Origin of the sequence: Thalassospira profundimaris (assembly GCF_003326675.1) — a bacterium.
Lineage (GTDB): Bacteria > Pseudomonadota > Alphaproteobacteria > Rhodospirillales > Thalassospiraceae > Thalassospira > Thalassospira aquimaris.
The window spans coordinates 133,795-155,794 of the sequence record NZ_JPWF01000001.1; the positions used below are offsets into that span (position 1 = coordinate 133,795).

Consider the following 22,000-nt stretch of genomic DNA (forward strand, 5'->3'; position numbering starts at 1 on the left):
TCCGACAATCGGGTCGCCTTTTTTGTTTGCCCTATCGGGACAGGCTGATCGGCAAATTATCGGCTTGTTAAGCATGTGACAGGCAAGATCACCCTTTGTGTTCCGCCCTTTTCAGGGTGGCTTGTCTGCCTTGTCAAATAACGGGTTCTGTCTTGAAACGTCGTCTGGTTCTTTCGCGCAGTCTTTCGATTATCTCTGTCCTTTTCGGGGCGCTTGCAGCCCTGGTCTGGATGTTCTGGCCACAATTGACCGGGCAGATCGAAACCCCGCCCAAAGCCGAAGATAAACTGACCTTGCGCCCGGCAAGCTTTGCCACCCTTGACGGATGGCAAAGCGACGATATGCGCCCGGCCATTCGCGCATTTGCGCGCTCTTGCAAGGCGATGCTGCGCCGTGACGATGGGAAACCGGTTGGTCCCGATCCCCGAATGGGAACAATCGGCGACTGGCGCAAAGTCTGTGAAATGGCTGTATCGATTGATATCGATGCGATGCGCAAGGAAGACGCCCGTGCGTTCTTTGAAAGCGATTTCAAACCCTATCTTAGTGGCAATGACAATAAGGCAGAGGGCCTTTTCACCGGTTATTACGAACCGGAATTGCGTGGCAGCCTGACCCGCGAGGGGGCATATCAAACCGCGATCTATCTGAAACCTGATGACATGGTCTCGGTCGATCTTGGCGATTTCAGTGACGAGTTCAAGGGCAAGAAACTGGTCGGGCGCCTGACAGGCAGCAGCCTTAAGCCCTATTACGATCGGGCAGAGATTGAAAAAGGTGCTTTGTCTGGGCGCGATCTTGAAATGGTTTGGGTCGATGATGCGGTTGATGCCTTTTTCCTGCAAATTCAGGGGTCCGGCCGGGTTGTTTTGCCTGACAGCAGTGTGTTGCGGATCGGATATGCCGCGACCAATGGCCATCCCTATTTTGCGATCGGCCGTGAATTGATCGATCGTGGGGCACTCACGCGTGAAACGGTATCGCTTCAGACCATTCGCAAATGGCTGCATGACAATCCCGATCAGGCCGATGATGTGATGAATACCAACGCATCCTTTGTCTTCTTCCGTCCGCTTAAATCCGATCCGACTGATCCGACTGCGGGTCCACTGGGGTCACAGGGGGTTGCGCTTGAAACCGGTCGTTCTTTGGCGGTGGATCGCCGGTTTCATGCGATGGGGGTTCCGGTCTGGATCGAAACCCGTGATCCGATGAATGAGGATCGCAGTTTCAACCGGTTGATGGTTGCCCAGGATACCGGCGGAGCAATTCGCGGGCCGGTGCGTGGCGATATCTTTTTCGGGCCCGGTGAGGATGCTGCCCTGTTTGCAGGCCATATGAACAGAAAAGGCCAGAAATTCGTTCTGTTGCCAGCCACGATTGATCCGCAAAGCTGGCCCAAGGACGAAATGCAATGATCTGTAAAAATTGCATTGGCGCAAAGCTGTGAGGTGACAAAGTCCCGTCAGGCTTTAAACTTGTCGCAGCTTTTGTATTGCCAAATTGACCTGCCCCCGCCATGACAAGGGAAATGCCTGCCGATGCTGCGTCATATTGTTCTTTTGCAGGTGGCTGATCATGTTGCACCTGATCAAGTCAAATCGATCATCGACCAGCTTGCCAATGCGGCCATGTCCCTGCCCGGTACATTGGCGTTTTGTGGTGGTGAGAAGAAAGCTGGCAGTGGCCTAAGCCAGGGATTCACCCATGGCTTTAATATCGACTTTATCGATGAACAGTCGCGCGATGACTATCTGGCGGAACTCGATAGTGACCGGGTGGGCAACAGGCTTTCTGAAATTACGGTCGGTGGTCTTGGCGGGATTCTTGTGATGAATATCGATCTGAATGATATCCGCACCCCGGATAAGAACCCCGACCGTAAACCACAGCTCCGCTGGGTGTGATTGATATAAATATATTTATTTGATCTTATATCTATATTTCTTTGGGCTGTTTTCTGGAAAACACCCCCATAAGCTTTCCACCGAACACATTAATCATCAAGCCGGCCATGACCAGAATGGCCGAGATAATCTTGATCGGTCCAAAATCCTCGCCCAGAACCATTGCCGATGTTGCCATGCCGACAATCGGCACCAGAAGTGTAAACGGCGCAACAAGCCCGACCGGCAAGGTTGACAGCAACCGTCCCCAGATCGCAAAACCCAGCAAGGTTACAGGATAAGCCAGATACAGGATCGACCCGACCCCGATCCAGCTGATCTGATCACCAAGTGTTGCAAGATTGGCGCGGTCCTCGGTCAGGAAGGACAGGATGGCAAGCGGGATTGGCGGAATAAGGCTGGCCCAGACCACGAAAGACAGCATTTGCACCGACCCTGCCCGCTTCATAATGATATTGGCAACACCCCAGGCCGCTGCCGCGGCGACAACAAGCGCAAGTCCGATGGCGGTAATCGATCCGTCAGAGACAAACAACAGCAACCCGACCCCGCAAAAGGCCACCAGCATGGCGATATAGCGATGCGGGCCGATCTTTTCACCAAGCAGAAAGACACCGAGGATCAGGGTAAAGAAGGCCTGAAGTTGCAGGACAAGCGACGAAATCCCGGCCGATAACCCCAGATCCATGCCCAGAAACAGCAGGGAAAACTTGATACATCCCAGAACCACGCCAAAACCGACCACATATTTCCAGGGACATTTGGGGCGTGGCAGGAAGAACACCGCGGGCAAGGCCGCAAAGGCAAATCGCAATGATGACAGCAAGATCGGCGGCATTTCACCAAGGCCAAGCTTGATCACCGTAAAATTCGCCCCCCAGATGGTGACGACCAGTAGGATTGCGAAAAACTGTCCGAGTGACATAACCGTTTGTGACCTTGCGATAATTTCGTGGGGAAATTCACGCTATGCCTGTCGGGGTTGATCGACAATCAAAACAATGTCATGGCGACAATTTTGCGCAAGGATGTGAAACGACCCGGAACGCAAAACACCGGATAGCTGGGCCATCCGGTGTTTCTGAACGCATTTTTATTCTGATGAAGGTCAGGTTTGCATTACTGCGCGGCAACCACGCCTTCGTCGCTGGCACCTGCACCGGATTGGCCGCAACCCGATACGCGTGATTTACGCTGACGCTGGCTTTCGGATTTCAGCTGACCACAGGCGGCCAGAATATCGCGGCCGCGCGGCCAGCGGATCGGAGCTTCATAGCCGTTATCAAGCAGGATCTGCGCGAATTTCTTGATATCGTTGGTCGGTGTGCATTCATAATCCGAACCCGGCCATTTGTTGAATGGGATCAGGTTGAACTTGCAGTGAATGCCTTTGACCAGCTTTGCCAGTGCACGGGCATGTTCCGGTTTATCGTTCACGCCCTTGAGCATCACATATTCCATGGTGATCGGACGGGAATTGGACATGCCCGGATAGTTCCGGCAGGCATCCATCAGTTCCTTAAGCGGGTATTTCTTGTTGATCGGCATGATTTCATTGCGCAGATCATCATCAGGTGCATGCAGCGAAATCGCCAGACCAACACCAAGTTCCTCGCCGCACCGCACGATTTCCGGAACCACGCCGGATGTCGAAAGCGTCACACGGCGGCGCGAGATCGAAATACCTTCGCCATCCATGGCAATGCGCAGCGCATCGCGGACATTTTCATAGTTAAACAGCGGTTCACCCATGCCCATCATCACGATGTTGGACAGGCGACGGATACCATTGGCCGGGGTCGGCCATTCGCCATAGCTGTCACGTGCAACCATGAACTGGCTGACGATTTCGCCAGGTGTCAGGTTGCGCACCAGAAGCTGGGTGCCGGTATGGCAGAATTTACAGGTCAGGGTACAGCCAACCTGGGACGAAATGCAGACCGCACCACGATCTTCGTTGCGATCAGGGATATAGACTGTCTCGGCCTCGTTACCGTCATGGAATTTCATCAGCCATTTATGGGTATCATCGGTGCTTTTCTGATCGGCTGTCAGGACCGGGCGACCGATATAGAAATCCTGTGCGATGCGATCGCGCAGCTTTTTGGAAATATTGGTCATATCGTCGATGTTGGTCACACCGCGGTTATAGATCCAGTTCCAAAGCTGTTTGACGCGGAACTTGCTTTCGCCCATGTCGGCCATAAGCTCGGTCAGTTCTTCACGGGTAATCCCGACCAGATCGCGACGTCCGTCGGCAGCCAGCCCATTGGCAGCGCGCGAAACGAAGTCAGTCAGCGACGGTCCGTCCTGAAGGGCGGATGCGTTGGTCTGGGGTGCATTTTCGGTCAGGACGTCGGTCATCCCGGGCTCTCTCTCTTGGTTTTGGTGGTCTTGCCGGTTGCATCTGGCGCGCTTTGCGCTTCTGCGCAATAGCGGGACTATAGCAGAAAAAACGCCAAAATGCGTCGGGCAGATCAACATGTCTATAAAGCTTGGCCCCGCATATAGCGGGGCCGGGCAAAATTAGAAACGATAAATTTCACATTGCTGCTATCGCGCATATGCAATCAGGGTTGCACATCAGGCCCGTACAGCATCACTTACCGGTTCGAAATAAACGGATCAGTTGACCGGCTTGGTATTACAAGCCTTTGAAATCGCGTTATAGGCGGCGGTAAAGCCTGACAGGGAATAGGTGTCGGTGGTTTGTGTTCCACGTGTGGAATAGCCGACGACAACCATACTCGATCCCGATTTCATCGCACTGACAAGTTTGCGGTCGGTTTCGGCATCAACGGCCCAGGCGGAATCAGCATGGGTAAACAGGCTGAATTTCTTGGAATCGATTCGAAGATCAACCGTGCTTTTGTCCTTGAAGGTGTAACCGGTAATGAAGCTGACTTCATTAAACAGTTTCAACCCCGGACGGTGCGTAACCATCACATAAATCTTGCCGCGCTGGGTATAGTCACCTTTGGCCGAGGTCGGCTGACTGCCCATATAGCAGACTTTCTGGCCTTCTTCGGAATAGGTATAGCCTTCCCATTTGCCAAAGACGTCAATCAGCTGAGGCGTATTCTGGGCCTGCGCACTGGTCGCAGGAATGCTGAGTGCAATCACATAGACAAAAGCCGACAGGGCAGCGGCAATCGAAGTTCTGACGAGACGATGGGCGTGTTTTTTCATGAGGTCGCGTATCGTGTCTGAAGTTTCGGGACGGGCCCAAACGGGCCGTGAAGGAGGTAATAAAACCATCTGATATGGCAAATTTATGAGGTCGCTTATCGGAGCCTGCCAACAAAAGGTAAAGATTAAACCAAGGAATTCCGATTGGGCTGGTGAAATCACGCTTTTACCTGAAATTCAGGCGATTTCAGGATGTTTGCAAGCAATCCATGACCGAAAACACACAGTTTTGGTGTGATCGCGATAACAATCATATGCGGTCATCGGGGATATCAGGCGGTGCAGATTTGCAATCAGCCTTGGTTCAGACCCAGTTTGACGATCTGGTCGAGGCAATCCTGCACTGTGATTGCCGAATTCCCGCGGCGCATGCGTGCCAGCATATGGCGCAATTCCCGCGGGGCACCTTCGGCTTTGGGCACAAAGAATGCGTCAAACGAACATTGTTCGGACCGGTATTGCCAAACCTGGATATCGCCTTCGCCACGGATCATTTCCGGCGTGCCAACTTTGGCTGCAAACGCATCTTCTGACAGGCCCTTAAGGGTGTCGCTTGGAATGCGCTTGAACGGGATTGCCGCAACAGTTTTGCCGGTTTTACTGGTTTCGGGTTTTTTGCGCACAACCGGACGGGTGGTTTTGACCGGTTCGGTTCGGGCCGCAGGTTTGGATTGACCGTAACTGGTGTTGGTCGTGCCCGGCGGCACGGCATTGCCGCCACACGCACTAAGCCCCACAACAATCAGGGCCAGAATGCACAACACCCCGAACGGACGGGTGATGTCCGTTCGGGGTGTTGATATGGTCAAACCGGCTACGCGCACAGGAATTAGGAGTCTTCTGATTTGCGCGGAATGGTGATGGCAGCCGTGGTGCCAGCACGCGAGGTGCCGTCGTCGCTACCTTCAAGATAGTCAAGTTCACCCTTGATGCGGGCGCCATTTTCGATCTGGATCGACCCATAGGTGATTTTGCCGGTGATTTCGGCAGAATTGATGATCGTGACGCGACGCGCGTTCAGATCGCCTTCGAACTTGCCGCTGATTTCTGCTTCGTCAACCTGTGCCGAACCGATGAAGGAACCACCGTCGGAAACTTCCAGACGGGTGCAATCCTTGATCTGTGCTTCGACAACGCCTTCGACAACCAGAACGTCACAGGAACCGATTTCGCCCTTAAGCGTGATATCACGACCAACCGTCAGCTTTTTGCCTTCGGCATTGTTGGCGGCACTTGCCGGGCGGCCTGCACTGCCGCGGGTCGGGATTTCCAGCGGGCGTTTCGGGATTTCCGGGCGGAAGCTGGTGGAATGCGGTTTACTGGACATTTGCGGTTCATCCTTTGTGCGCGGCTTGGTGAAGAGCTGCGGCTCGGTTCGTTTTTCTGTTTTTTCGGCAATGCCGGCGACCTGGTCAACTTGTATTTCAGCGGCCTTGGTCGTGGTCCCGGAAAGCGTGCCTGATCCATCCTTGACAGATGTATCGGACGAAGCCGCACTGCTGTCGACTGTTTTATTGGCTTTTTTCTTTCCAAACATTGGATGACCAGGTCCTTCAAGTTGCAGTTTTGGTTCAGGGGTCCGTTTTCCGCAAGTCGCTTTACATCCGCATTACGCGGTTTGCGGCACAAAGGTGCCAAGGCGAACGGAATAATGGACCATAAAGGCTGTGGCGATGATCGGCGCGACCAGATTGACCACCGGAATGGTCATTAGGAAAGTCAGCGCGATACCGGCAACCCAAAGTTTTTTCTGGCGGCTTTTGCGAATGGTTTCGACGGTGCGCGCATCATAACGGCGACCAGCAACCAGTTCAAAATATTCGCGCGACAGAAGATAGCCGTTCATGGTGTAGAAGGCGATAATATAAAGCGGCCCTGCCAGAAGAAGCGGCAAAATCAGAATGTTAAGCGCAAGGGCGGTCAGGGCAAATTTAAGACCGCTGATCAGGGCCTCGGAAACCGGCTGCGGGCGGGTATCGGGCAGGGTCGGGTAATGCTTGTCTTCGACCGCGTCGGCAATCTGGTCCAGCAGCAGGCTTGAAATCAGAACCGTGGCTGCGGGAAACAGCAAAATCACCAACAGGGTCAGACCGATGCCAAGCAGCCAGTCGACCGCACTTTCAAGCCAGCCGCCATCGGTGAAGAAGGTAATCGAACTCAGACCAAACCAGATCAGGAACCAAAGACCAATAATGGTTGCAAGCGCACCGGCAACCCCGATCAGAACAACTTTGCGAAAACGCGGGTCGGAAAATTGTGCGATGGATTTCAGAAAGTCGTTGATCATCGAACGTGTCGGTCCTGTTCAGTCTTGTGCCGGTCTTTCCCGATGCGGGAACATGTCTGATATTCTAAGGGCAAAACCCTAGGCAATTAAAATTAACAGCCTGTGAAATCCTTTATCAGAAGACCGGAATTTTCACCAACCGATCCTGAATGATTTTCGTCATAGCTTACAGGTTGGGCAGAAAAAAGGCGTCCGGCCAGGGGGGAGAACCGGACGCCAGCGCTCCGATGATCTGGAGCGTGAGGAAAGGTAGGGGAGACCTTTTCCTCACACCGGGTTCCCGTCATTTTGGGGAACCTTGTGACAGACTCACATATAGGAAGCTGACCGCCCCTCCGCCATAGTATCGCGGCTGAATTTTCTGCGATTTCACGAAGGTTTGAATGATTCCGAACTATCCTGGAATTCGTTACGAAACCCCAATGTTGCCAAGGGCTTGAATCAAAAAATAATTACGCCCGACTGGTTCAAAAACCGGCCGGGCGTATTGTGATTTTCGGATCTTGGAAGAATGAAAAAATTCAGGATCAGTTGCCGCTTTGCGGCCAGATACGCTTGAATTTGAACAGCTCGGGATCAAGCGTCAGACCTTCTTCGGTATTGAAAAGCGTCACAGTGGTTTCAATGCCGGTCGGGTCGGTGACGATCCATTGACGCAGCTGCATCGGCTTTTCGGCAAAGACCAGGGTCACACTGCCCGCCCCCGGATCGGATTTGCGAACAAGTTCAACACGGATGGTTTCGGCGGTGCGCTGAAAATTGACGACCTTGACCTTGTCAGTCAGGGAAATGTCCTTGGCCAGAATGATCCCGGCCGGGGTTTCATCGATGTCAAAATAGGTCGGCGCGTTGATTTCCTTGTCGAAGTAAATGAAATCATGCCCGGTCGAGACCAGAAGGATCTGGGCAGGCGGGTTATATTCAAACCGCATTTTGCCCGGACGTTCCATGAACAGTTCACCCTCGGCGGCACCGCCGTCTGACGAAATCTGAACGAAATCGGCTTTAAGGGTCGTGATATTGGCCAGATAGTTTTCGATCTTGGCAATCATTTCCGGACTGATTTTATCAGCCGACTGAGCGTGGGCCGCCTGTGGCAGAAAGGCGACGCTTGTAACAGCACCAAGACCGATGGCGGTGGCAATGACACTTGCGGCAATCATGGCGCGGCTTTTACGGCCGATATGGTGCAGTGTTGCCTTTGAATTATTGCGGGTGAACGTCATATGCCTGCCTGGTCTTCAAAACAAATAATTGATCGCGATTGCGGAACAGGAATGGCGGATGGTAAAAATCCTGCCAAATGTAATCGCAATATCTTACATATCGCATCATTTGGCCGGGAAGGCCAGCCGGGTCAAGCCATGCCCGCAAATGATCACAATTGGCCGCTTTGGGCCATAATTGCGGGTTGGCAGGGGTCATGACCGTGACCGGCATAAAGGAGAACGCGTTTAATGAGCCGTATTGTCGCCATCCAGATGGATCCGATTGAATCAATTGATATCAAGGGCGATTCCACCTTTGTCATGGGCCTTGAAGCCCAGGCGCGCGGATATGAACTTTTGCATTATCATCCCGATGACATGTTCTATGACCGGGGCCGCATCAAGGCAGAAGTCCGTCCGATGACCCTGCGTTATGAGCATGGCAATCACCATGATCTTGGCGCGACCAAAATCATTGATCTGGCAAAGGAAACCGACGTCATCCTGATGCGCCAGGACCCGCCGTTCGATATGAATTACATCACGGCGACCCACCTGCTTGAAGCCGTTCATCCGGAAAGTTTTGTGGTCAACCATCCCGGTCATGTGCGCAATGCACCGGAAAAGATCTTTGTCACCGAGTTCCCGGACCTGATGCCGCCGACCCTGATCACCCGGTCTGCCGCCCGCATTCGTGATTTCCGCGAAGAATTCAAAGACATCATCGTCAAGCCGCTGTTTGGCAATGGCGGGGCTGGTGTGTTCCATCTTAAACCCGGTGACGAGAACCTTAATTCCCTGCTGGAACTGTTTGCCGCACAGTCGCGGGAACCGCTGATGGTTCAGGCCTACTTGCCTGATGTGCGCAAGGGCGACAAACGCATCATTCTGGTTGATGGCAAACCGGTGGGCGCGATCAACCGTGTTCCGGCCGAGGGCGAAGCCCGTTCGAACATGCATGTCGGTGGCGTTGCCGAGAAATCGATGCTGACCGAACGCGAACTCGAGATTTGTGATCGCATCGGGCCGGAACTTAAAAAGCGTGATCTGATCTTTGTCGGGATTGATGTGATCGGCGATTATATGACGGAAATCAACGTCACCTCGCCGACCGGCTTGCAGGAAGTGAACCGTTTTGACGGATCGAAGCTTGAAAGCCTGATCTGGGATGCGATCGAGACGCGTCTTTCCTGATCAGACAACGTTTGCAAATTCAAAGGGCAAGTGATCAAGGTCGCTTGCCCTTTTTTGTTCCGATTGCTTTGCTGAACTTCAAGGCGCCGTTCCGGGTGCTGCAGGTTAAATACCCGTCAACACGGAACCGACGCACCGTTTGAACGTATTACGAACGTATCATTTCCGCAGGTAACAGCAACGCATGACCGCCATCGCACCAGAAATCCTTACCGATAACATCCTGTTCGGGCCGTTCCTGTTTGCGCGTGGGGGGACTGATCAAACATCAAGGCTGGCGGCCCTTGTCGTTGCGCCCGAAGGGGCGGACATTCCCGAATTTTCAACATGTAGTGATGATCTGATCACACCGGAATTGCTGGCAACACTTTTTGGGCGCAGCTATTGGCGGTTTGATTTCGACCTGCCTGCCAAAGTCGATACCTGGTATCGTTTCGGAAAGGAAACATATTCCGTTTGCACGGATTTCACCGGGGATATGCGGATCGGGTTTGTGTCATGCAACGGGCAGGAAGACGGTGATCTTGATCGTCCCCTTGCCGAACGCAATGCGCTTTGGATTGATTTGGCCCAACAACATCAAAAGCAACCCTTTGCGCTTTTGCTTCATGGCGGGGATCAGATTTATGCCGACGGGGTGTGGGAATGCCATCCCGAGATCATTGCCTGGGACAAGGCACGACGTCGATCAAAGCTTGCCACCCCGTTTGGGGATGAGCTGCGCGATGCGGTTCTGAAATTCTATCTGGATCATTATCTGGCGATTTATGGTCAGCCCCAGATCAGCCATATGCTTGCTCGTGTGCCATCGCTGATGATGTGGGATGATCATGATATTTTCGATGGCTGGGGCAGTCACAAGAAATGGTTTCAGGGCTCTGAAGTGGCACGCGGTATGTTTGCTTGTGCCCGGGCGGCGTTCTGTCTGATGCAATTGGCAACAAGCCCTGAAACCGGTCCGGAAACCCTGCCGGAAATGGTGTTGGATCGGGATGGCAGAAGCCTTGCCTGGCGGGTGGATTACCCGCGGCTTAGTCTCATAGCGCCGGACTTGCGGTCTGAACGGACACCCAGTGACATTATGGGCGATCATGGTTGGCGCGATATTCCCGCAGCCCTTGAAACCATGCCGGACGGCAATCGTATCCTGTTGTTGTCAAGTGTGCCGGTGATTGGCCCGCGTCTGTCACTGGTCGAGATGTTTTTGCATATGTTGCCCAGTGCCCAGAAATATGAAGATGATCTGCGGGATCAGTGGCAAAGTCGCTGGCACCGGCGTGAATGGTGCCGGTTTCTTGAATTGCTTGATCGGGTTGCCAACGATCATGATCACGAGATCACCATCCTGTCGGGTGAAATTCATGTTGCAACCCGGGGCACCTTTGAAACCCTTGGTAAAACAGTGCATCAACTGGTGGCATCGGGCATTTCGCATACAGCACCACCAGTGGCTTTTGCCCGCGCGCTTGGCCTTTTGGCATGGATCGGGGATCATCCCTTGCCTGATCGACCGACCAGACTAAAACCACTTCCGGGGCGCAAAGGAACCTATTGTGCGGCGCGAAATTATCTTACACTGATGCGCAAGAATGAACGCTGGGATGCAAACTGGCATCTCGAAGGGATTGGCTGGACACCGGATTTGACGATCTAGGCTGTTGTAAAACCGGCAAGACCGGGTCACGGCAAAGGGGCTTTTGATGATGCAACTTTACTATTCACCTACCTCACCTTTCTCGCGCAAGGTTCGGGTTGTGCTGCGTGAACTTGGTCTTGAAAAGCAGGTCAGTGAAATCCTGATTGATCCCTGGACCGATGCGGCGCTGCGCGCCCATAATCCGTTGGCCAAGGTCCCGACTTTGGTTCTTGAAGACGGGATGACGGTGTTTGAATCCGCTGTCATTTGCGATTATCTCGACCAGCTTGCCCGATCAACCGGGCAGACGGATGGTGTCATTCCCCAGGACGGTATCGAACGGCTGAATGCCCTGAAATGGCAGGGGCTTGCCGATGGTATGATGACCGCCACAGGTCGGTTGTTTGCCGATTCAAAGCGCGATGAAAATGATCGTTCTGATTTCGTAATGGATCGTCAGGCGACTGCTGTTCAAAGTGCAATTGATGCCGTTCTTGATGGGTTGCCGCAATTGCGGACCGCGGCGCCCAATATTGGCACATGGTCGGTTCTGATCGGGCTTTATTATATTGATTTCCGCTGGCCGGACCGGCGATTTGATATTCCGGTGCGCGTGCGCGACTGGATGGCAATCATGTCCGAACGGGAATCTCTGACTGAAACGGTGTTCCACCTGCCCCATGATTAAGCCGGATTGATCATGGCAGGCCGAGAAAAAACCGCCTGCTTTTTGCAAAGCAGGCGGCATAAATGATGAACGGGGCGGGGAGCATTCATTCATCATTTTCAGAAAAAGATTTGATCAGGCGGCGTTTTGATCCTTGGACACTTTTTCCCAGGCAAAGCGCTGGAACGGTGCGTCTACCGGCGTCTCGGCGACGTGATTGACGTAGTTCGACATCACTTTTTGCGCCAAACCCAGAATGATTTCGAGTACCTGTTGCTGGCTGTAACCCGCTGTATAAAAGGCATCAAGCTGGTCTTGGGTGACGTTGCCACGTTGACGGGTGATTGCCAGGGTGAAGTTGCGCAACGCTTCAAGTTTATCCGAGGCCAAAGGCGTCTCATCGCGAAGCGCGCTGATAATGTTAGAATCAACATTCATCATGTGGGCAATTGCAGTGTGAGCCGGGACGCAATAATGACAGGCATGCTCGACATTGATGGTTAGCCAGACCACGGTCAGCTCGTCGGCATCAAAACTTGTCTTCTGAAACAGGTCATGCAGAACCTGATAGCCTTCCAAAACAGCCGGGGCTTCGGCCATGACGCCGTGAAGACCCGGAAGCATGCCGAAATTCTTCAAAGAGGTTTCAAGCAGCGGTTTTGAATCTGCCGGTGCAGAGGCAACATCGTGGATTTTAAAGTCTGTCATATCGGTATCTCCAGAATTGTTGAGTGATTGCTCAATAACGATTGGCAAACCCTAACTTGACGCCGACAAAGCTTGCAAGTAATTTTTGAGTGATCATTCAAAAACAAGGAACCAATGTGGCCAGACCAAGTTCATTTAATCGTGAAGATGCGCTGGAAAGTGCGCGGAACCTGTTTTGGCGCAAGGGATTTCATGCGACATCCCTTAAGGACATAGAAGCCGCTCTTTCTCTGCGTCCCGGAAGCATTTATGCCGCATTCGGAAGCAAGAAAAACCTGTTTGCCGAGGCCCTTGAATATTACACCACGGGGGTAGAGGAAGAATTCCGTACCTATCTTGCGCGGGCAGAGACGCCTATATCGGGTTTGATTGCCTATGTGCGGTCCATTACCCTGCCCCGGGACAGAGATCTTCCGTCAAACGCCTGCATGATCTTCAAGACAGCCCTTGAACTTGCCGATGATGAGTCTGATCTTAAACAACTTGCCCGCAATCAATTGGCTTGCGTGACAAGACTGTTTATCGAGGCGTTTGAGCGTGCCCGTCAAAGCGGTGAAGTCCCCGATACACTTGATCCGCGCCGGGCGGCCCTGAAACTACAATCGGGTATTACCGGCTTACGGGGGATGATTGAAAGCGGGCTGACACAGGCCGATGCCATCAACCTGAATGACGATATCATTGCTGAAGTGGAACGAATGCGTTCGCAACAGTGATATCGTCCGTTTGCCAAATGCATGCGACAAGTGCTGCCAAACGTGCTACGGCCCTTTTTTTACATTGAAATGCGAACTTTGCCATGACCGAACCGACTATCACCAAAGCCATGCGTGAACGTGCCTGGGCCCGTGCCGCCAGGATCGATGGCGAAGACGCCAGCGTGGTGCGCAAACACGAAGCCAGCGGCATCACCATGAAAAAGGAAAGCTTTGGCAAGTTTCGCAATTTCGGCTGGACCGTCGTTAACGAAGAAGCCGTGCCTTGCCGCAAGGAATTCCTGCCGCCACGTGAAGCAGACGAAAAGTCCTGAACGGGCCGCTTGCAAGATCGTGATGGGTTGTGATCGGCCCGCAAATTGACAAGTCACGCGATAAACGGCGCAATGAAGCATGCTTCTTGCGCCTTTTTCATGTCCGGGCTGTCAATTCCGTAATGGTTTCATCAAAAACAACATCTCGCATTCAACGCGATATCCGGTTTGTTCCCCTTGCCGAAATCGCCGCCGATAAGATCATTGCCCATATGTCTGATCCGCGAATGGCATTGCATATGCCATTGCTTGAAGGGTCTTGGGATCAGGCAGCTTATGACCGCTTCATGGCGATCAAAGTCCGATACTGGCAGCGCGACGGACTGGGACACTGGGCGATCCTGTGCGGCGGCGCCTATGTCGGTTGGGGTGGATTTCAAAAAGAAGGTAATGACTGGGATTACGGCCTGGTTTTGCGGCCTGAATATTTCGGGCTTGGCATGGCGATCACGCGAAAGGCCCTGGCATTTGCGCGCTCTGATCGGCGTATTTCCCATGTCACATTTTTACTGCCCCCAACCCGCACAAAGCTTGGGGCATTGAAACGCATCGGGGCCATATTTGTCCGACAGATTACCCACGATGGCGCGGTATTTTTGCAATACCGGCTGGAAACTGCCTAAGCGATTTTTGGCAGATTATTCAGATTCTTGCGACAGGCTGATCAGATCGGCCAGAAGTTGCTGGGCGTTGGAATCGGCAACTAGACTTTCCAACTGATTTTGCGTTTCCTTCCAGATCGGAAAGGCGCGCACCAGAAGGGCCATGCCATCCTTGGTCAGACTAAGCAAACGGCCACGCTTGTCTTTCGGGTCCGGGGTGATATCGACAAGTCCACGCCGTTCCAGTGGTTTCAGATTGGCCGTAAGCGTGGTGCGATCCATCGCCAGAAGATCTGCCACATCCTTCATATGTGGCGGCGATGGCCGGTTTAACGACATCAACAACGAATATTGCCCGCTGGTCAGATCAAGCGGCCGAAACGCATCGTCAAATCGCCGCGCAACTGTCCGTGCCGCCCGCCTGACATGCAGGCAAAGACACGAGTCCCGAACCATAAGGGTATCGGCAAACGGGACGGTCTGATCGTTCTGGTTGAAATCTTTTTTTGACATGGAATAATTATGTTGATATCAACGTATTTGTCAAACGGGAAAAACACAAAAGACTAATCAATTACCCGGTTTGATCGATGCCACCGACTTAAGCCCATTCTGCCCGGCGAGGAGGATGCCCCATGCAGAAAGTAAGCCCCTTTTTATGGTTCAACGGTACCGCCGAAAAGGCGATTGATTTCTATTCTACGGTTTTCCCGGGCACCAAAATCGGCAAGATCATGCGTGCAAGTTCTGCTGGTCCCGGACCGGAAGGTCAGGTTTTGACCATCGGGTTTGAACTTTTTGGCCAGCAATTCACGGCCCTGAACTATCCGTCGGACTTCAGATTCACCGAGGCCGTTTCCTTTGTCGTTGATTGCAAGGATCAGGCAGAGGTCGATTATTACTGGGATTGCCTGTCCGAAGGCGGCGAACCGCGGGATTGCGGCTGGGTCCGCGACAAGTTCGGGGTGTTTTGGCAGATCACACCGACCCGACTGATCGATCTGATGACCGACCCCGATCCGAACATCGCCGCACGGGCCGCCACGGCGATGATGACCATGCAAAAAATCGATATTGCCCGGCTTGAACAGGCTTGTGCCGCGGGATGACGGTAATTGGGGCAATTACGCCCGGCGTGCCTGTCAGCCATCCAACCCTTCGTGCCATCCCCAAAGGAATTGTTTGATGAAACAACCAGCCACCAAAGAATTTCAGGAAATCAAAGACGTCCTGGGCCGCTGGATTGACGCGGCAAGTAATCGCGACATCGACGCGATCATGGAGCTTTATCACGACGATATTTGTTCCTATGACGCGGTCGGACCGCTGCAATTTAACGGTCGGACCGAATACCATGCGCATTGGAAACGCTGCATGCCCGATCACGGCGAGATGATTTTCCAATCCCGCGAGCCGGTCATCCGGGCATCGGGCCAACTGGCGGTGGCGCATTTCCTGATCCGCTGTGGCATCCGCAACGAGGATGGCAGCGAACAGGCAAGCTGGATGCGCGCAAGCAAACATCTCGAAAAGCAGGACGGTCAATGGAGGATCGTCCATGAACATTTTTCCGTGCCTTTTGATATCGAAAGCGGCGAAGCCCAGTTCGGGCTTGCGCCATAACCCTTCGCGTTCACCAACATGACAAGGAATGCTTCAATGAAACTGGTTACATATCTGAATTTTAACGGTAATTGCCGTCAGGCTTTTGAATTCTATCAATCCGTTCTGGGCGGCGAACTGATCATGATGGCCTTTGGCGATACGCCGATGGCCGGTGATATGCCCGAACATAATGACAAGATTGCCCATGCCTGTTTGATGGGTGATGGTTGGCACTTGATGGCATCTGACTGCCCGCCGGAATATTACAACCCGATGCAGGGCATGAATGCATCGCTGCATTTTGAAAAGCCCGAAGACGCAAAGAAAATCTTCGATGCACTTTCGGTTGGTGGCACGGTGACAATGCCGTTTGAAGAAACCTTCTGGTCCCCGGGATTTGGCAATCTGATCGACCAATTCGGCACACCTTGGATGATCAATACTGACATGCCTGCCGATGCACAGGCCGGTTGCGCCTAGTCCCCTGTTGATAAACGATTTGTTGCCCTGATCCCTGTTTCCCGTCAAAGTAATACAACTTGGGGTTACGGGGGTCAGTCAGCATGACAGCGCGGGTTACAACAGTTGCCTTTGCCGGGATTGAAACCATCCCCGTTGATGTTCAGGTGCAAATGGCAAGTGGCCTGCCGGCCTTTACCGTGGTTGGGTTGCCTGACAAGGCAGTATCAGAGGCCCGCGAACGGGTACGTTCCGCCCTGTCGGCCATGGGGTTGGCCCTGCCGCCAAAGCGCATTACGATCAACCTTGCACCGGCTGATTTGCTTAAGGAAGGATCGCATTTCGATCTGCCGATTGCCTTGGGCCTTTTGGCCGAAATGGATGTGATCGGGCACGAGGATATCGAACGGTTTCTTGTGCTGGGTGAACTTGGCCTTGATGGTGGTATTACCGCCGTGGGTGGCATTTTGCCCGCCGCGATGGAGGCCGCGATGGCCGAATGCGGCATCATTTGTCCTCATGATAACGGGGCCGAGGCCCTTTGGGCCGGTGATCTTGAAATCCTGGCACCCAAAACCCTGATCAGCCTGATCAATCATTTCAAGGGAACACAAATTCTTGCCCGTCCGACCCGGCGTGAAGACGGGGAAATTAACGAATTTTACGGTGATCTTCGCGATATCAAGGGACAGGAAAGCGCCAAGCGGGCGCTCGAAATTGCTGCGGCCGGGGGGCACAACCTTTTGATGTCGGGCCCGCCCGGATCAGGCAAATCAATGTTGGCGGCCCGCTTGCCCGGTATCTTGCCCGATCTTGATGCCAGACAGGCGCTTGAAACCACCGTGATCCATTCGGTTTCTGGATTGCTGCCCGCAGGCGGGCTTATTCGCACCCGACCATTTCGTCAGCCTCATCATTCGGCCTCCATGCCGGCCCTTGTCGGTGGTGGACATCGGGTGCGACCGGGCGAGATTTCACTGGCCCATAATGGCGTACTGTTTCTTGATGAATTGCCGGAATTTCAGCGCAATGTGCTTGATGCCCTGCGCCAGCCCCTTGAAACCGGGCAGGTTTCAGTCGCGCGCGCCAACGCGCATGTGACCTATCCCGCGCGGGTGCAACTGGTGGCGGCGATGAACCCGTGCCGCTGCGGATATCTGGGCGATAATGATCTTGCCTGTACCCGCGCGCCAAGATGTGGTGAGGATTATCAGGCCCGCTTATCGGGGCCACTTCTGGACCGCTTTGATATTCAGATCGAAGTCCCGGCCGTAAAACCCGAAGAACTTGATCTTCCAGCCAATGGCGAAAGCAGTGCGACCATTCGCGAGCGTGTCTTTCTGGCCCGTGAACTGCAAATGCTGCGCTATAAAAACCAGAACATATCGACCAACGCGCTTGCCGATGGTGAAGTTTTACAAGAAGCCGCGGCTTTGGATGCCGATGGACGCGGATTGCTTCAGGATGCAGCGCGCCAGATGAAGCTTTCAGCGCGTGGTTATCACCGCATCTTGCGGGTGGCGCGCACCATTGCCGATCTGGCCGGAAGTGGCGGTGTCAAACGCGGCCATATTGCCGAGGCGTTAAACTACCGGCAGATGGTCTATCGCCGGTAGGGTTAGTCCGGTTAGTCCGTGACAATCCCGATCTGGATGGTACCCGAAAGGTTGCGGATATGTTCCGCGCCGGAAATTGCATGACCAAGTTCATATAATCCGCTGGCCGCGCCAAAGCGATCATAGAACATCACGACATCCCCCCACGGCGCGTAATAAGCAAGCGTACCGTTCTTGGCCGATTTGACCAGTGGTGTGTCAGACGTTGCGAGCTTTTTGGGCGGATAGAAAATTTTTTCAATGCCGCCATAATTCTCCACCTCGATGGTCATGGGCAATTGCGCATAAAGTTCGCGTGCGGCTGTGCTGTCATTAAGGACATAGACAACGTCTACGCCATTTGCACTTACTGCGATTTGCATGGCTTTGTCCCTTGAGGGTATGGTGGTTTGTGCAGCTCCGGCACCGGCCGGACTGTAAAAGCAGGACAGAAAAACACATAAACACGCAAAAGCCTGGATCAAGCGGTTCTTGAACTTCATGGTCTTTCTGTCCTGTGATCCTAAATCTTATTGGCCGCGCGCTTTAAGGACTTCCGCGAGCAATGAAGCGGTATCTTCGGCCTGTTGCGAACCGACCTGTGCGCCAAGCACCAGAACGAAGTCGCTCATTTGTGCTTTGCTTAGTCCGGTATTCATTGCCGCGCCCAGATGATAACGCAACTGCCCGGCGGTGCCGGTCATATTGGCAAGGGCGGCAATGGTTGCCAGTTCGCGTTGCTGATGATCAAGCACATCGCGGACAAAGATATCTGCAAACAGATGTTCTTTGAGGAACGTATCAATAATCGGCGAGAATTCCTGCCAAGCGGCAGGTGGTGGAATATCGTCAAGACCTGAAAGATTGGCGCGAACCCGTGCGCCATAGGCATCCCGGTCAAAATTGTCCGGGATCGGTCCGGCATCCTTGCCGATTTCGTCATTGATCCCGGTTGCCTTGCGTTCTTCAAGCGTGTTCATCAAGGCAAACATCGCACTCAGGCTGCGCGGAAACCCGGCATAGGCATACATCTGCACCAGGATTTCCTTGACCTCGTTCACCGTCAGTCCGGCGTCGAGGCCGGCATTAAGCGCCGGGGTCAGGCGATCGATATCGCCACTGGCCGTAAAGGCCGCAATGGTGATGATGCTTTGCTGCCGGGTATCAAGTGCCGTAATCTCGCCTTCCGCTTTTGATTGCGAGGCCGAAACGATACCGGTCATGAGGGCGATGGCGGCGAGAAAGTTTTTCATTTTCAAAAACATGGATCATTCACCGTGATATTGTTCATCGGTGACATGTTCTTCCCAGATGACGTTTTTGCCGTCTTTGGATGCCGTAACGACAAGATGGGTCATCGCGGTTTCCGGTGCGGCACCGTGCCAGTGTTTCACACCGGGCGGGCACCAGATCACATCACCGGCCTTGATTACGTCGATTTTGCCATCTGATGTCCCGGTAAGACCAACGCCCGAAGTTACGATGATGTGCTGTCCTGCCGGATGCGTATGCCATGCAGATCGTGCGCCGGGTTCAAAGGTGACATAGGCGCCTGAATAGTTTGCGACGTCATTTTCCGGGAATAGCGGATCAATGCGGGCATCACCGGTAAAGAAATCGGCCGGACCCTTGACCGAGGCCTGGGTTCCGGACTGTGCCAGGGTTTGCTGCGGGGTTTCAGCCAATGCAGTTTCGCCAGCCAGAACGCCAGCAACAGCGAGAGCTGTCAGGGAAGGAAGATTGGGGGATACTTTCTTCATAACCTGTTCCTTTAAAATGCTTTTCAGGGGGATTGCAGCGAACGCACAGCGCTTTAGGCTCGTGCGTTCGCCATGATGCCGGGCAGGATCACAGGGATCCGGCCTTAATGCCCCGCAAATGCGGGTAAACTGTTTGATTGAACTGCGCGTTACTGCGGCTGAACCGTCGGGCGGAACAGGATTTCATTCACGGTAAGGTCGTCGGGCTGAGAAATCGCAAAGGCGACCATGCGCGACATGGTGCTTGCCGGAACGCCGATATTATTGACGGCATCGGTCACTGCCTCGGCCAGACCCGGTTCGGTGATGTGGCTGGTCAGTTCGGTGGCAACTGCCCCCGGGGAAATGGTCGTGACGCGGATATTGTAATCCTTCACTTCCTGACGCAGACCTTCGGAGATCGAACGTACCGCATGTTTGGTCGCGCAATAAACTGCGCCGGTGGCAACGGTGATATGGCCATAGACCGACGACACATTGATGATCTGGCCGGATTTCTGTGCCTTCATATATGGCAAGGCCGCGGCAATGCCATACAGTGTGCCCTTCATATTGACGTCGATCATCTGATCCCATTCATCAACGCGCAGGCTTTCAAGCGGTGAAAGCGGCATCAGGCCGGCATTGTTAAACAGGACATCCACGCGGCCAAAAGTTTCAACTGTCTTGTCGACCAGATTCTGTACGTCGGCGCGTTTGGTGACGTCGGTCGTAATCGCGATTGCCTCGCCACCGGCGGCTGTGATTTCGGAAACCAGTGCTTCGAGCCGGTCCGCACGGCGTGCGCCCAATACAACCTTTGCACCCTGTGCGGCCAGATCGCGGGCGGTTGCCGCTCCCATGCCGCTTGATGCACCTGTGATAACCAGAACTTTTCCTGTGATGTTATCTGTCATTTACCTAATCCTTACATGGTGAAGTGCTACTGGAAGTAAGGTTTCACCGGGCTTCGAATGACTCTACGGCGGAAAATCCAGACAGCACGTCATGAGTTTCAGGGGAAATTCCCCCTTTTTTCTATGAGATGATCTTACGCCTTCCGGTCAAAGGGCGTTAAACTGATCCTGCGTGATTCTTGCCTGATCCTATTTCAGTACGGAGCATTGTGTTGTCGATCACATATGCCTCGTGATAGGTTTTTCTCGATCAAGCGGCTTGGAACGTGGCAGCAGCCAGAGAAATTCAATGACGACAGCGACCACTATTAAAAAGTTTTCGGCACCTGTATCGGCATCGACTGATAGCGGTCTGGCCGAACGCATTACCAAATGGACCGTTGGCACAAATGCGGTCAGTGATCTGATCCCGGGCGTGACGCTCCATCGTTGGGAAACACCGACCAAGCAGACCAGCTATATGCTGGCACCAAGCATTTGCCTGATTGGTCAGGGTCGGAAACGGGTCATGTTGGGCGAGGATATTTTTGAATATGATGCGCATGGATTTCTGATCACTTCGGTGGACTTGCCCGTGGTGTCCAACATCATCGAAGCATCCGTCGACAAGCCGTATCTTGGCTTGACGCTTGATCTTGAAATCCGGTCGATGGCGCAATTGATCATGAATACGGAAATGCCCGCACCGCGCCCGTCAAAGGACCCGCGTGGCATTGCGGTGAATGCGATGTCGGCACCGTTGCTTGATGCATTTTACCGGTTGCTTGATCTGATCGACACACCAAGCGATATCCCGGTGTTGGCCCCCCTGATCAAACAGGAGATCCTTTATCGCCTGTTGATGAGCGATCAGGGGGCCCGTTTGCGTCAGATTACGTCGTCGGAAAGTCACAGCTATCAGATTGCCCGGGCGATTGACTGGCTGAAGAAGAATTTTGCGCAATCGATAAAGGTCGAAGACCTCGCCAATATCGCCGGGCTGAGTGCCTCGGCCTTCCATAACCATTTCCGCAATGTCACGGCAATGAGCCCGCTTCAGTTTCAAAAACGCATGCGTCTGAACGAGGCACGGCGTTTGATGCTGATCGAACGGGTTGATGCGTCAACGGCCGCATTTGAAGTCGGCTATGAAAGCCCGTCGCAGTTCAGCCGTGAATATAGCCGTCATTTCGGCGCCCCGCCGGCGCGTGACATCAAGAATGTGATGCAGGGATAAGCGGCGGGGCAACCATGGCCATGTCTGCCCCGCCCCCGTGA

26 protein-coding genes are annotated in these 22,000 nt (G+C 53.5%); 13 read left to right on the forward strand and 13 right to left on the reverse strand.

Annotation, left to right across the window (positions count from 1 at the left end; genetic code table 11):
• The first annotated feature begins 152 nt into the window (after positions 1 to 152).
• Positions 153 to 1,418 (forward strand): murein transglycosylase A, encoded by a 1,266-nt coding sequence (gene mltA / locus TH19_RS00650; protein ID WP_114100398.1) that lies wholly within the window; start codon positions 153 to 155, stop codon positions 1,416 to 1,418.
• 123 nt (positions 1,419 to 1,541) lie between these two features.
• On the forward strand, positions 1,542 to 1,907 hold the full coding sequence (locus TH19_RS00655; RefSeq protein ID WP_114100399.1) for a Dabb family protein: 366 nt from the start codon (positions 1,542 to 1,544) through the stop codon (positions 1,905 to 1,907).
• A gap of 31 nt (positions 1,908 to 1,938) precedes the next feature.
• On the opposite strand, the gene TH19_RS00660 is transcribed toward TH19_RS00655, so the two are convergent.
• From TH19_RS00660 to TH19_RS00690, 7 genes are all read right to left on the reverse strand, one after another.
• The gene (locus TH19_RS00660) at positions 1,939 to 2,832 is read right to left on the reverse strand and encodes an EamA family transporter (RefSeq protein WP_114100400.1); all 894 of its coding nucleotides are present in this window, start codon (positions 2,830 to 2,832) and stop codon (positions 1,939 to 1,941) included.
• A 194-nt stretch (positions 2,833 to 3,026) separates the two neighbouring features.
• Positions 3,027 to 4,271 carry a dual-specificity RNA methyltransferase RlmN gene (gene rlmN, locus TH19_RS00665; RefSeq protein ID WP_114100401.1) on the reverse strand — a complete coding sequence of 415 codons (1,245 nt, stop codon included), beginning with the start codon at positions 4,269 to 4,271 and terminating at the stop codon, positions 3,027 to 3,029.
• Positions 4,272 to 4,532: 261 nt separating this feature from the next.
• Positions 4,533 to 5,096: an invasion associated locus B family protein gene (locus TH19_RS00670; protein WP_114100402.1), complete on the reverse strand. Its 564-nt coding sequence runs from the start codon at positions 5,094 to 5,096 to the stop codon at positions 4,533 to 4,535.
• A 293-nt stretch (positions 5,097 to 5,389) separates the two neighbouring features.
• Positions 5,390 to 5,905, reverse strand: a complete 516-nt coding sequence (locus TH19_RS00675; RefSeq protein WP_181846258.1) for a hypothetical protein — start codon at positions 5,903 to 5,905, stop codon at positions 5,390 to 5,392.
• Between the two features lie 20 nt (positions 5,906 to 5,925).
• A complete protein-coding gene (locus TH19_RS00680) occupies positions 5,926 to 6,633 on the reverse strand; it encodes a bactofilin family protein (protein WP_114100404.1) in 708 nt (235 codons plus the stop codon).
• A gap of 72 nt (positions 6,634 to 6,705) precedes the next feature.
• Positions 6,706 to 7,383 carry an EI24 domain-containing protein gene (locus TH19_RS00685; protein WP_114100405.1) on the reverse strand — a complete coding sequence of 226 codons (678 nt, stop codon included), beginning with the start codon at positions 7,381 to 7,383 and terminating at the stop codon, positions 6,706 to 6,708.
• Between the two features lie 527 nt (positions 7,384 to 7,910).
• Positions 7,911 to 8,609 carry a LolA family protein gene (locus tag TH19_RS00690; protein ID WP_114100406.1) on the reverse strand — a complete coding sequence of 233 codons (699 nt, stop codon included), beginning with the start codon at positions 8,607 to 8,609 and terminating at the stop codon, positions 7,911 to 7,913.
• A gap of 231 nt (positions 8,610 to 8,840) precedes the next feature.
• Between TH19_RS00690 and gshB the strand changes: the two genes are divergently transcribed.
• From gshB to TH19_RS00710, 3 genes are all read left to right on the forward strand, one after another.
• The gene (gshB, locus tag TH19_RS00700; RefSeq protein WP_114100408.1) at positions 8,841 to 9,785 is read left to right on the forward strand and encodes a glutathione synthase; all 945 of its coding nucleotides are present in this window, start codon (positions 8,841 to 8,843) and stop codon (positions 9,783 to 9,785) included.
• Positions 9,786 to 9,969: 184 nt separating this feature from the next.
• The gene (locus TH19_RS00705) at positions 9,970 to 11,439 is read left to right on the forward strand and encodes an alkaline phosphatase D family protein (protein WP_114100409.1); all 1,470 of its coding nucleotides are present in this window, start codon (positions 9,970 to 9,972) and stop codon (positions 11,437 to 11,439) included.
• Positions 11,440 to 11,485: 46 nt separating this feature from the next.
• On the forward strand, positions 11,486 to 12,109 hold the full coding sequence (locus TH19_RS00710; protein WP_114100410.1) for a glutathione S-transferase N-terminal domain-containing protein: 624 nt from the start codon (positions 11,486 to 11,488) through the stop codon (positions 12,107 to 12,109).
• A gap of 114 nt (positions 12,110 to 12,223) precedes the next feature.
• Here the strand turns inward: TH19_RS00710 and TH19_RS00715 are convergent, their stop codons facing one another.
• Positions 12,224 to 12,796 carry a carboxymuconolactone decarboxylase family protein gene (locus TH19_RS00715; protein ID WP_114100411.1) on the reverse strand — a complete coding sequence of 191 codons (573 nt, stop codon included), beginning with the start codon at positions 12,794 to 12,796 and terminating at the stop codon, positions 12,224 to 12,226.
• Between the two features lie 116 nt (positions 12,797 to 12,912).
• Between TH19_RS00715 and TH19_RS00720 the strand changes: the two genes are divergently transcribed.
• From TH19_RS00720 to TH19_RS00730, 3 genes are all read left to right on the forward strand, one after another.
• The gene (locus TH19_RS00720) at positions 12,913 to 13,512 is read left to right on the forward strand and encodes a TetR/AcrR family transcriptional regulator (protein ID WP_181846259.1); all 600 of its coding nucleotides are present in this window, start codon (positions 12,913 to 12,915) and stop codon (positions 13,510 to 13,512) included.
• Positions 13,513 to 13,595: 83 nt separating this feature from the next.
• Positions 13,596 to 13,826: a hypothetical protein gene (locus TH19_RS00725; RefSeq protein ID WP_114100413.1), complete on the forward strand. Its 231-nt coding sequence runs from the start codon at positions 13,596 to 13,598 to the stop codon at positions 13,824 to 13,826.
• Between the two features lie 122 nt (positions 13,827 to 13,948).
• A complete protein-coding gene (locus tag TH19_RS00730) occupies positions 13,949 to 14,449 on the forward strand; it encodes a GNAT family N-acetyltransferase (protein WP_181846260.1) in 501 nt (166 codons plus the stop codon).
• Between the two features lie 15 nt (positions 14,450 to 14,464).
• On the opposite strand, the gene TH19_RS00735 is transcribed toward TH19_RS00730, so the two are convergent.
• Positions 14,465 to 14,941: a MarR family winged helix-turn-helix transcriptional regulator gene (locus TH19_RS00735; RefSeq protein WP_114100414.1), complete on the reverse strand. Its 477-nt coding sequence runs from the start codon at positions 14,939 to 14,941 to the stop codon at positions 14,465 to 14,467.
• Positions 14,942 to 15,063: 122 nt separating this feature from the next.
• On the opposite strand from TH19_RS00735, the gene TH19_RS00740 reads away from it, so the two are divergent.
• From TH19_RS00740 to TH19_RS00755, 4 genes are all read left to right on the forward strand, one after another.
• Positions 15,064 to 15,537 carry a VOC family protein gene (locus TH19_RS00740; RefSeq protein WP_114100415.1) on the forward strand — a complete coding sequence of 158 codons (474 nt, stop codon included), beginning with the start codon at positions 15,064 to 15,066 and terminating at the stop codon, positions 15,535 to 15,537.
• 76 nt (positions 15,538 to 15,613) lie between these two features.
• Positions 15,614 to 16,051, forward strand: a complete 438-nt coding sequence (locus TH19_RS00745) for a YybH family protein (RefSeq protein WP_114100416.1) — start codon at positions 15,614 to 15,616, stop codon at positions 16,049 to 16,051.
• 36 nt (positions 16,052 to 16,087) lie between these two features.
• Positions 16,088 to 16,513 carry a VOC family protein gene (locus tag TH19_RS00750; protein ID WP_114100417.1) on the forward strand — a complete coding sequence of 142 codons (426 nt, stop codon included), beginning with the start codon at positions 16,088 to 16,090 and terminating at the stop codon, positions 16,511 to 16,513.
• 83 nt (positions 16,514 to 16,596) lie between these two features.
• A complete protein-coding gene (locus TH19_RS00755; protein ID WP_114100418.1) occupies positions 16,597 to 18,108 on the forward strand; it encodes a YifB family Mg chelatase-like AAA ATPase in 1,512 nt (503 codons plus the stop codon).
• Positions 18,109 to 18,119: 11 nt separating this feature from the next.
• Here the strand turns inward: TH19_RS00755 and TH19_RS00760 are convergent, their stop codons facing one another.
• The 4 genes from TH19_RS00760 to TH19_RS00775 all read right to left on the reverse strand — a co-directional run bounded on the left by TH19_RS00760 (position 18,120) and on the right by TH19_RS00775 (position 20,743).
• Positions 18,120 to 18,470 carry a cyclophilin-like fold protein gene (locus TH19_RS00760; protein ID WP_114100744.1) on the reverse strand — a complete coding sequence of 117 codons (351 nt, stop codon included), beginning with the start codon at positions 18,468 to 18,470 and terminating at the stop codon, positions 18,120 to 18,122.
• Positions 18,471 to 18,617: 147 nt separating this feature from the next.
• Positions 18,618 to 19,340: a carboxymuconolactone decarboxylase family protein gene (locus TH19_RS00765; RefSeq protein ID WP_220151678.1), complete on the reverse strand. Its 723-nt coding sequence runs from the start codon at positions 19,338 to 19,340 to the stop codon at positions 18,618 to 18,620.
• A 15-nt stretch (positions 19,341 to 19,355) separates the two neighbouring features.
• Positions 19,356 to 19,847, reverse strand: coding sequence for a (R)-mandelonitrile lyase (locus TH19_RS00770; RefSeq protein ID WP_114100420.1), 492 nt, complete (start codon positions 19,845 to 19,847; stop codon positions 19,356 to 19,358).
• A 149-nt stretch (positions 19,848 to 19,996) separates the two neighbouring features.
• Positions 19,997 to 20,743: an SDR family oxidoreductase gene (locus TH19_RS00775; protein ID WP_114100421.1), complete on the reverse strand. Its 747-nt coding sequence runs from the start codon at positions 20,741 to 20,743 to the stop codon at positions 19,997 to 19,999.
• Positions 20,744 to 21,032: 289 nt separating this feature from the next.
• On the opposite strand from TH19_RS00775, the gene TH19_RS00780 reads away from it, so the two are divergent.
• Positions 21,033 to 21,959: an AraC family transcriptional regulator gene (locus TH19_RS00780; protein ID WP_114100422.1), complete on the forward strand. Its 927-nt coding sequence runs from the start codon at positions 21,033 to 21,035 to the stop codon at positions 21,957 to 21,959.
• The last annotated feature ends 41 nt before the right edge of the window (positions 21,960 to 22,000 follow it).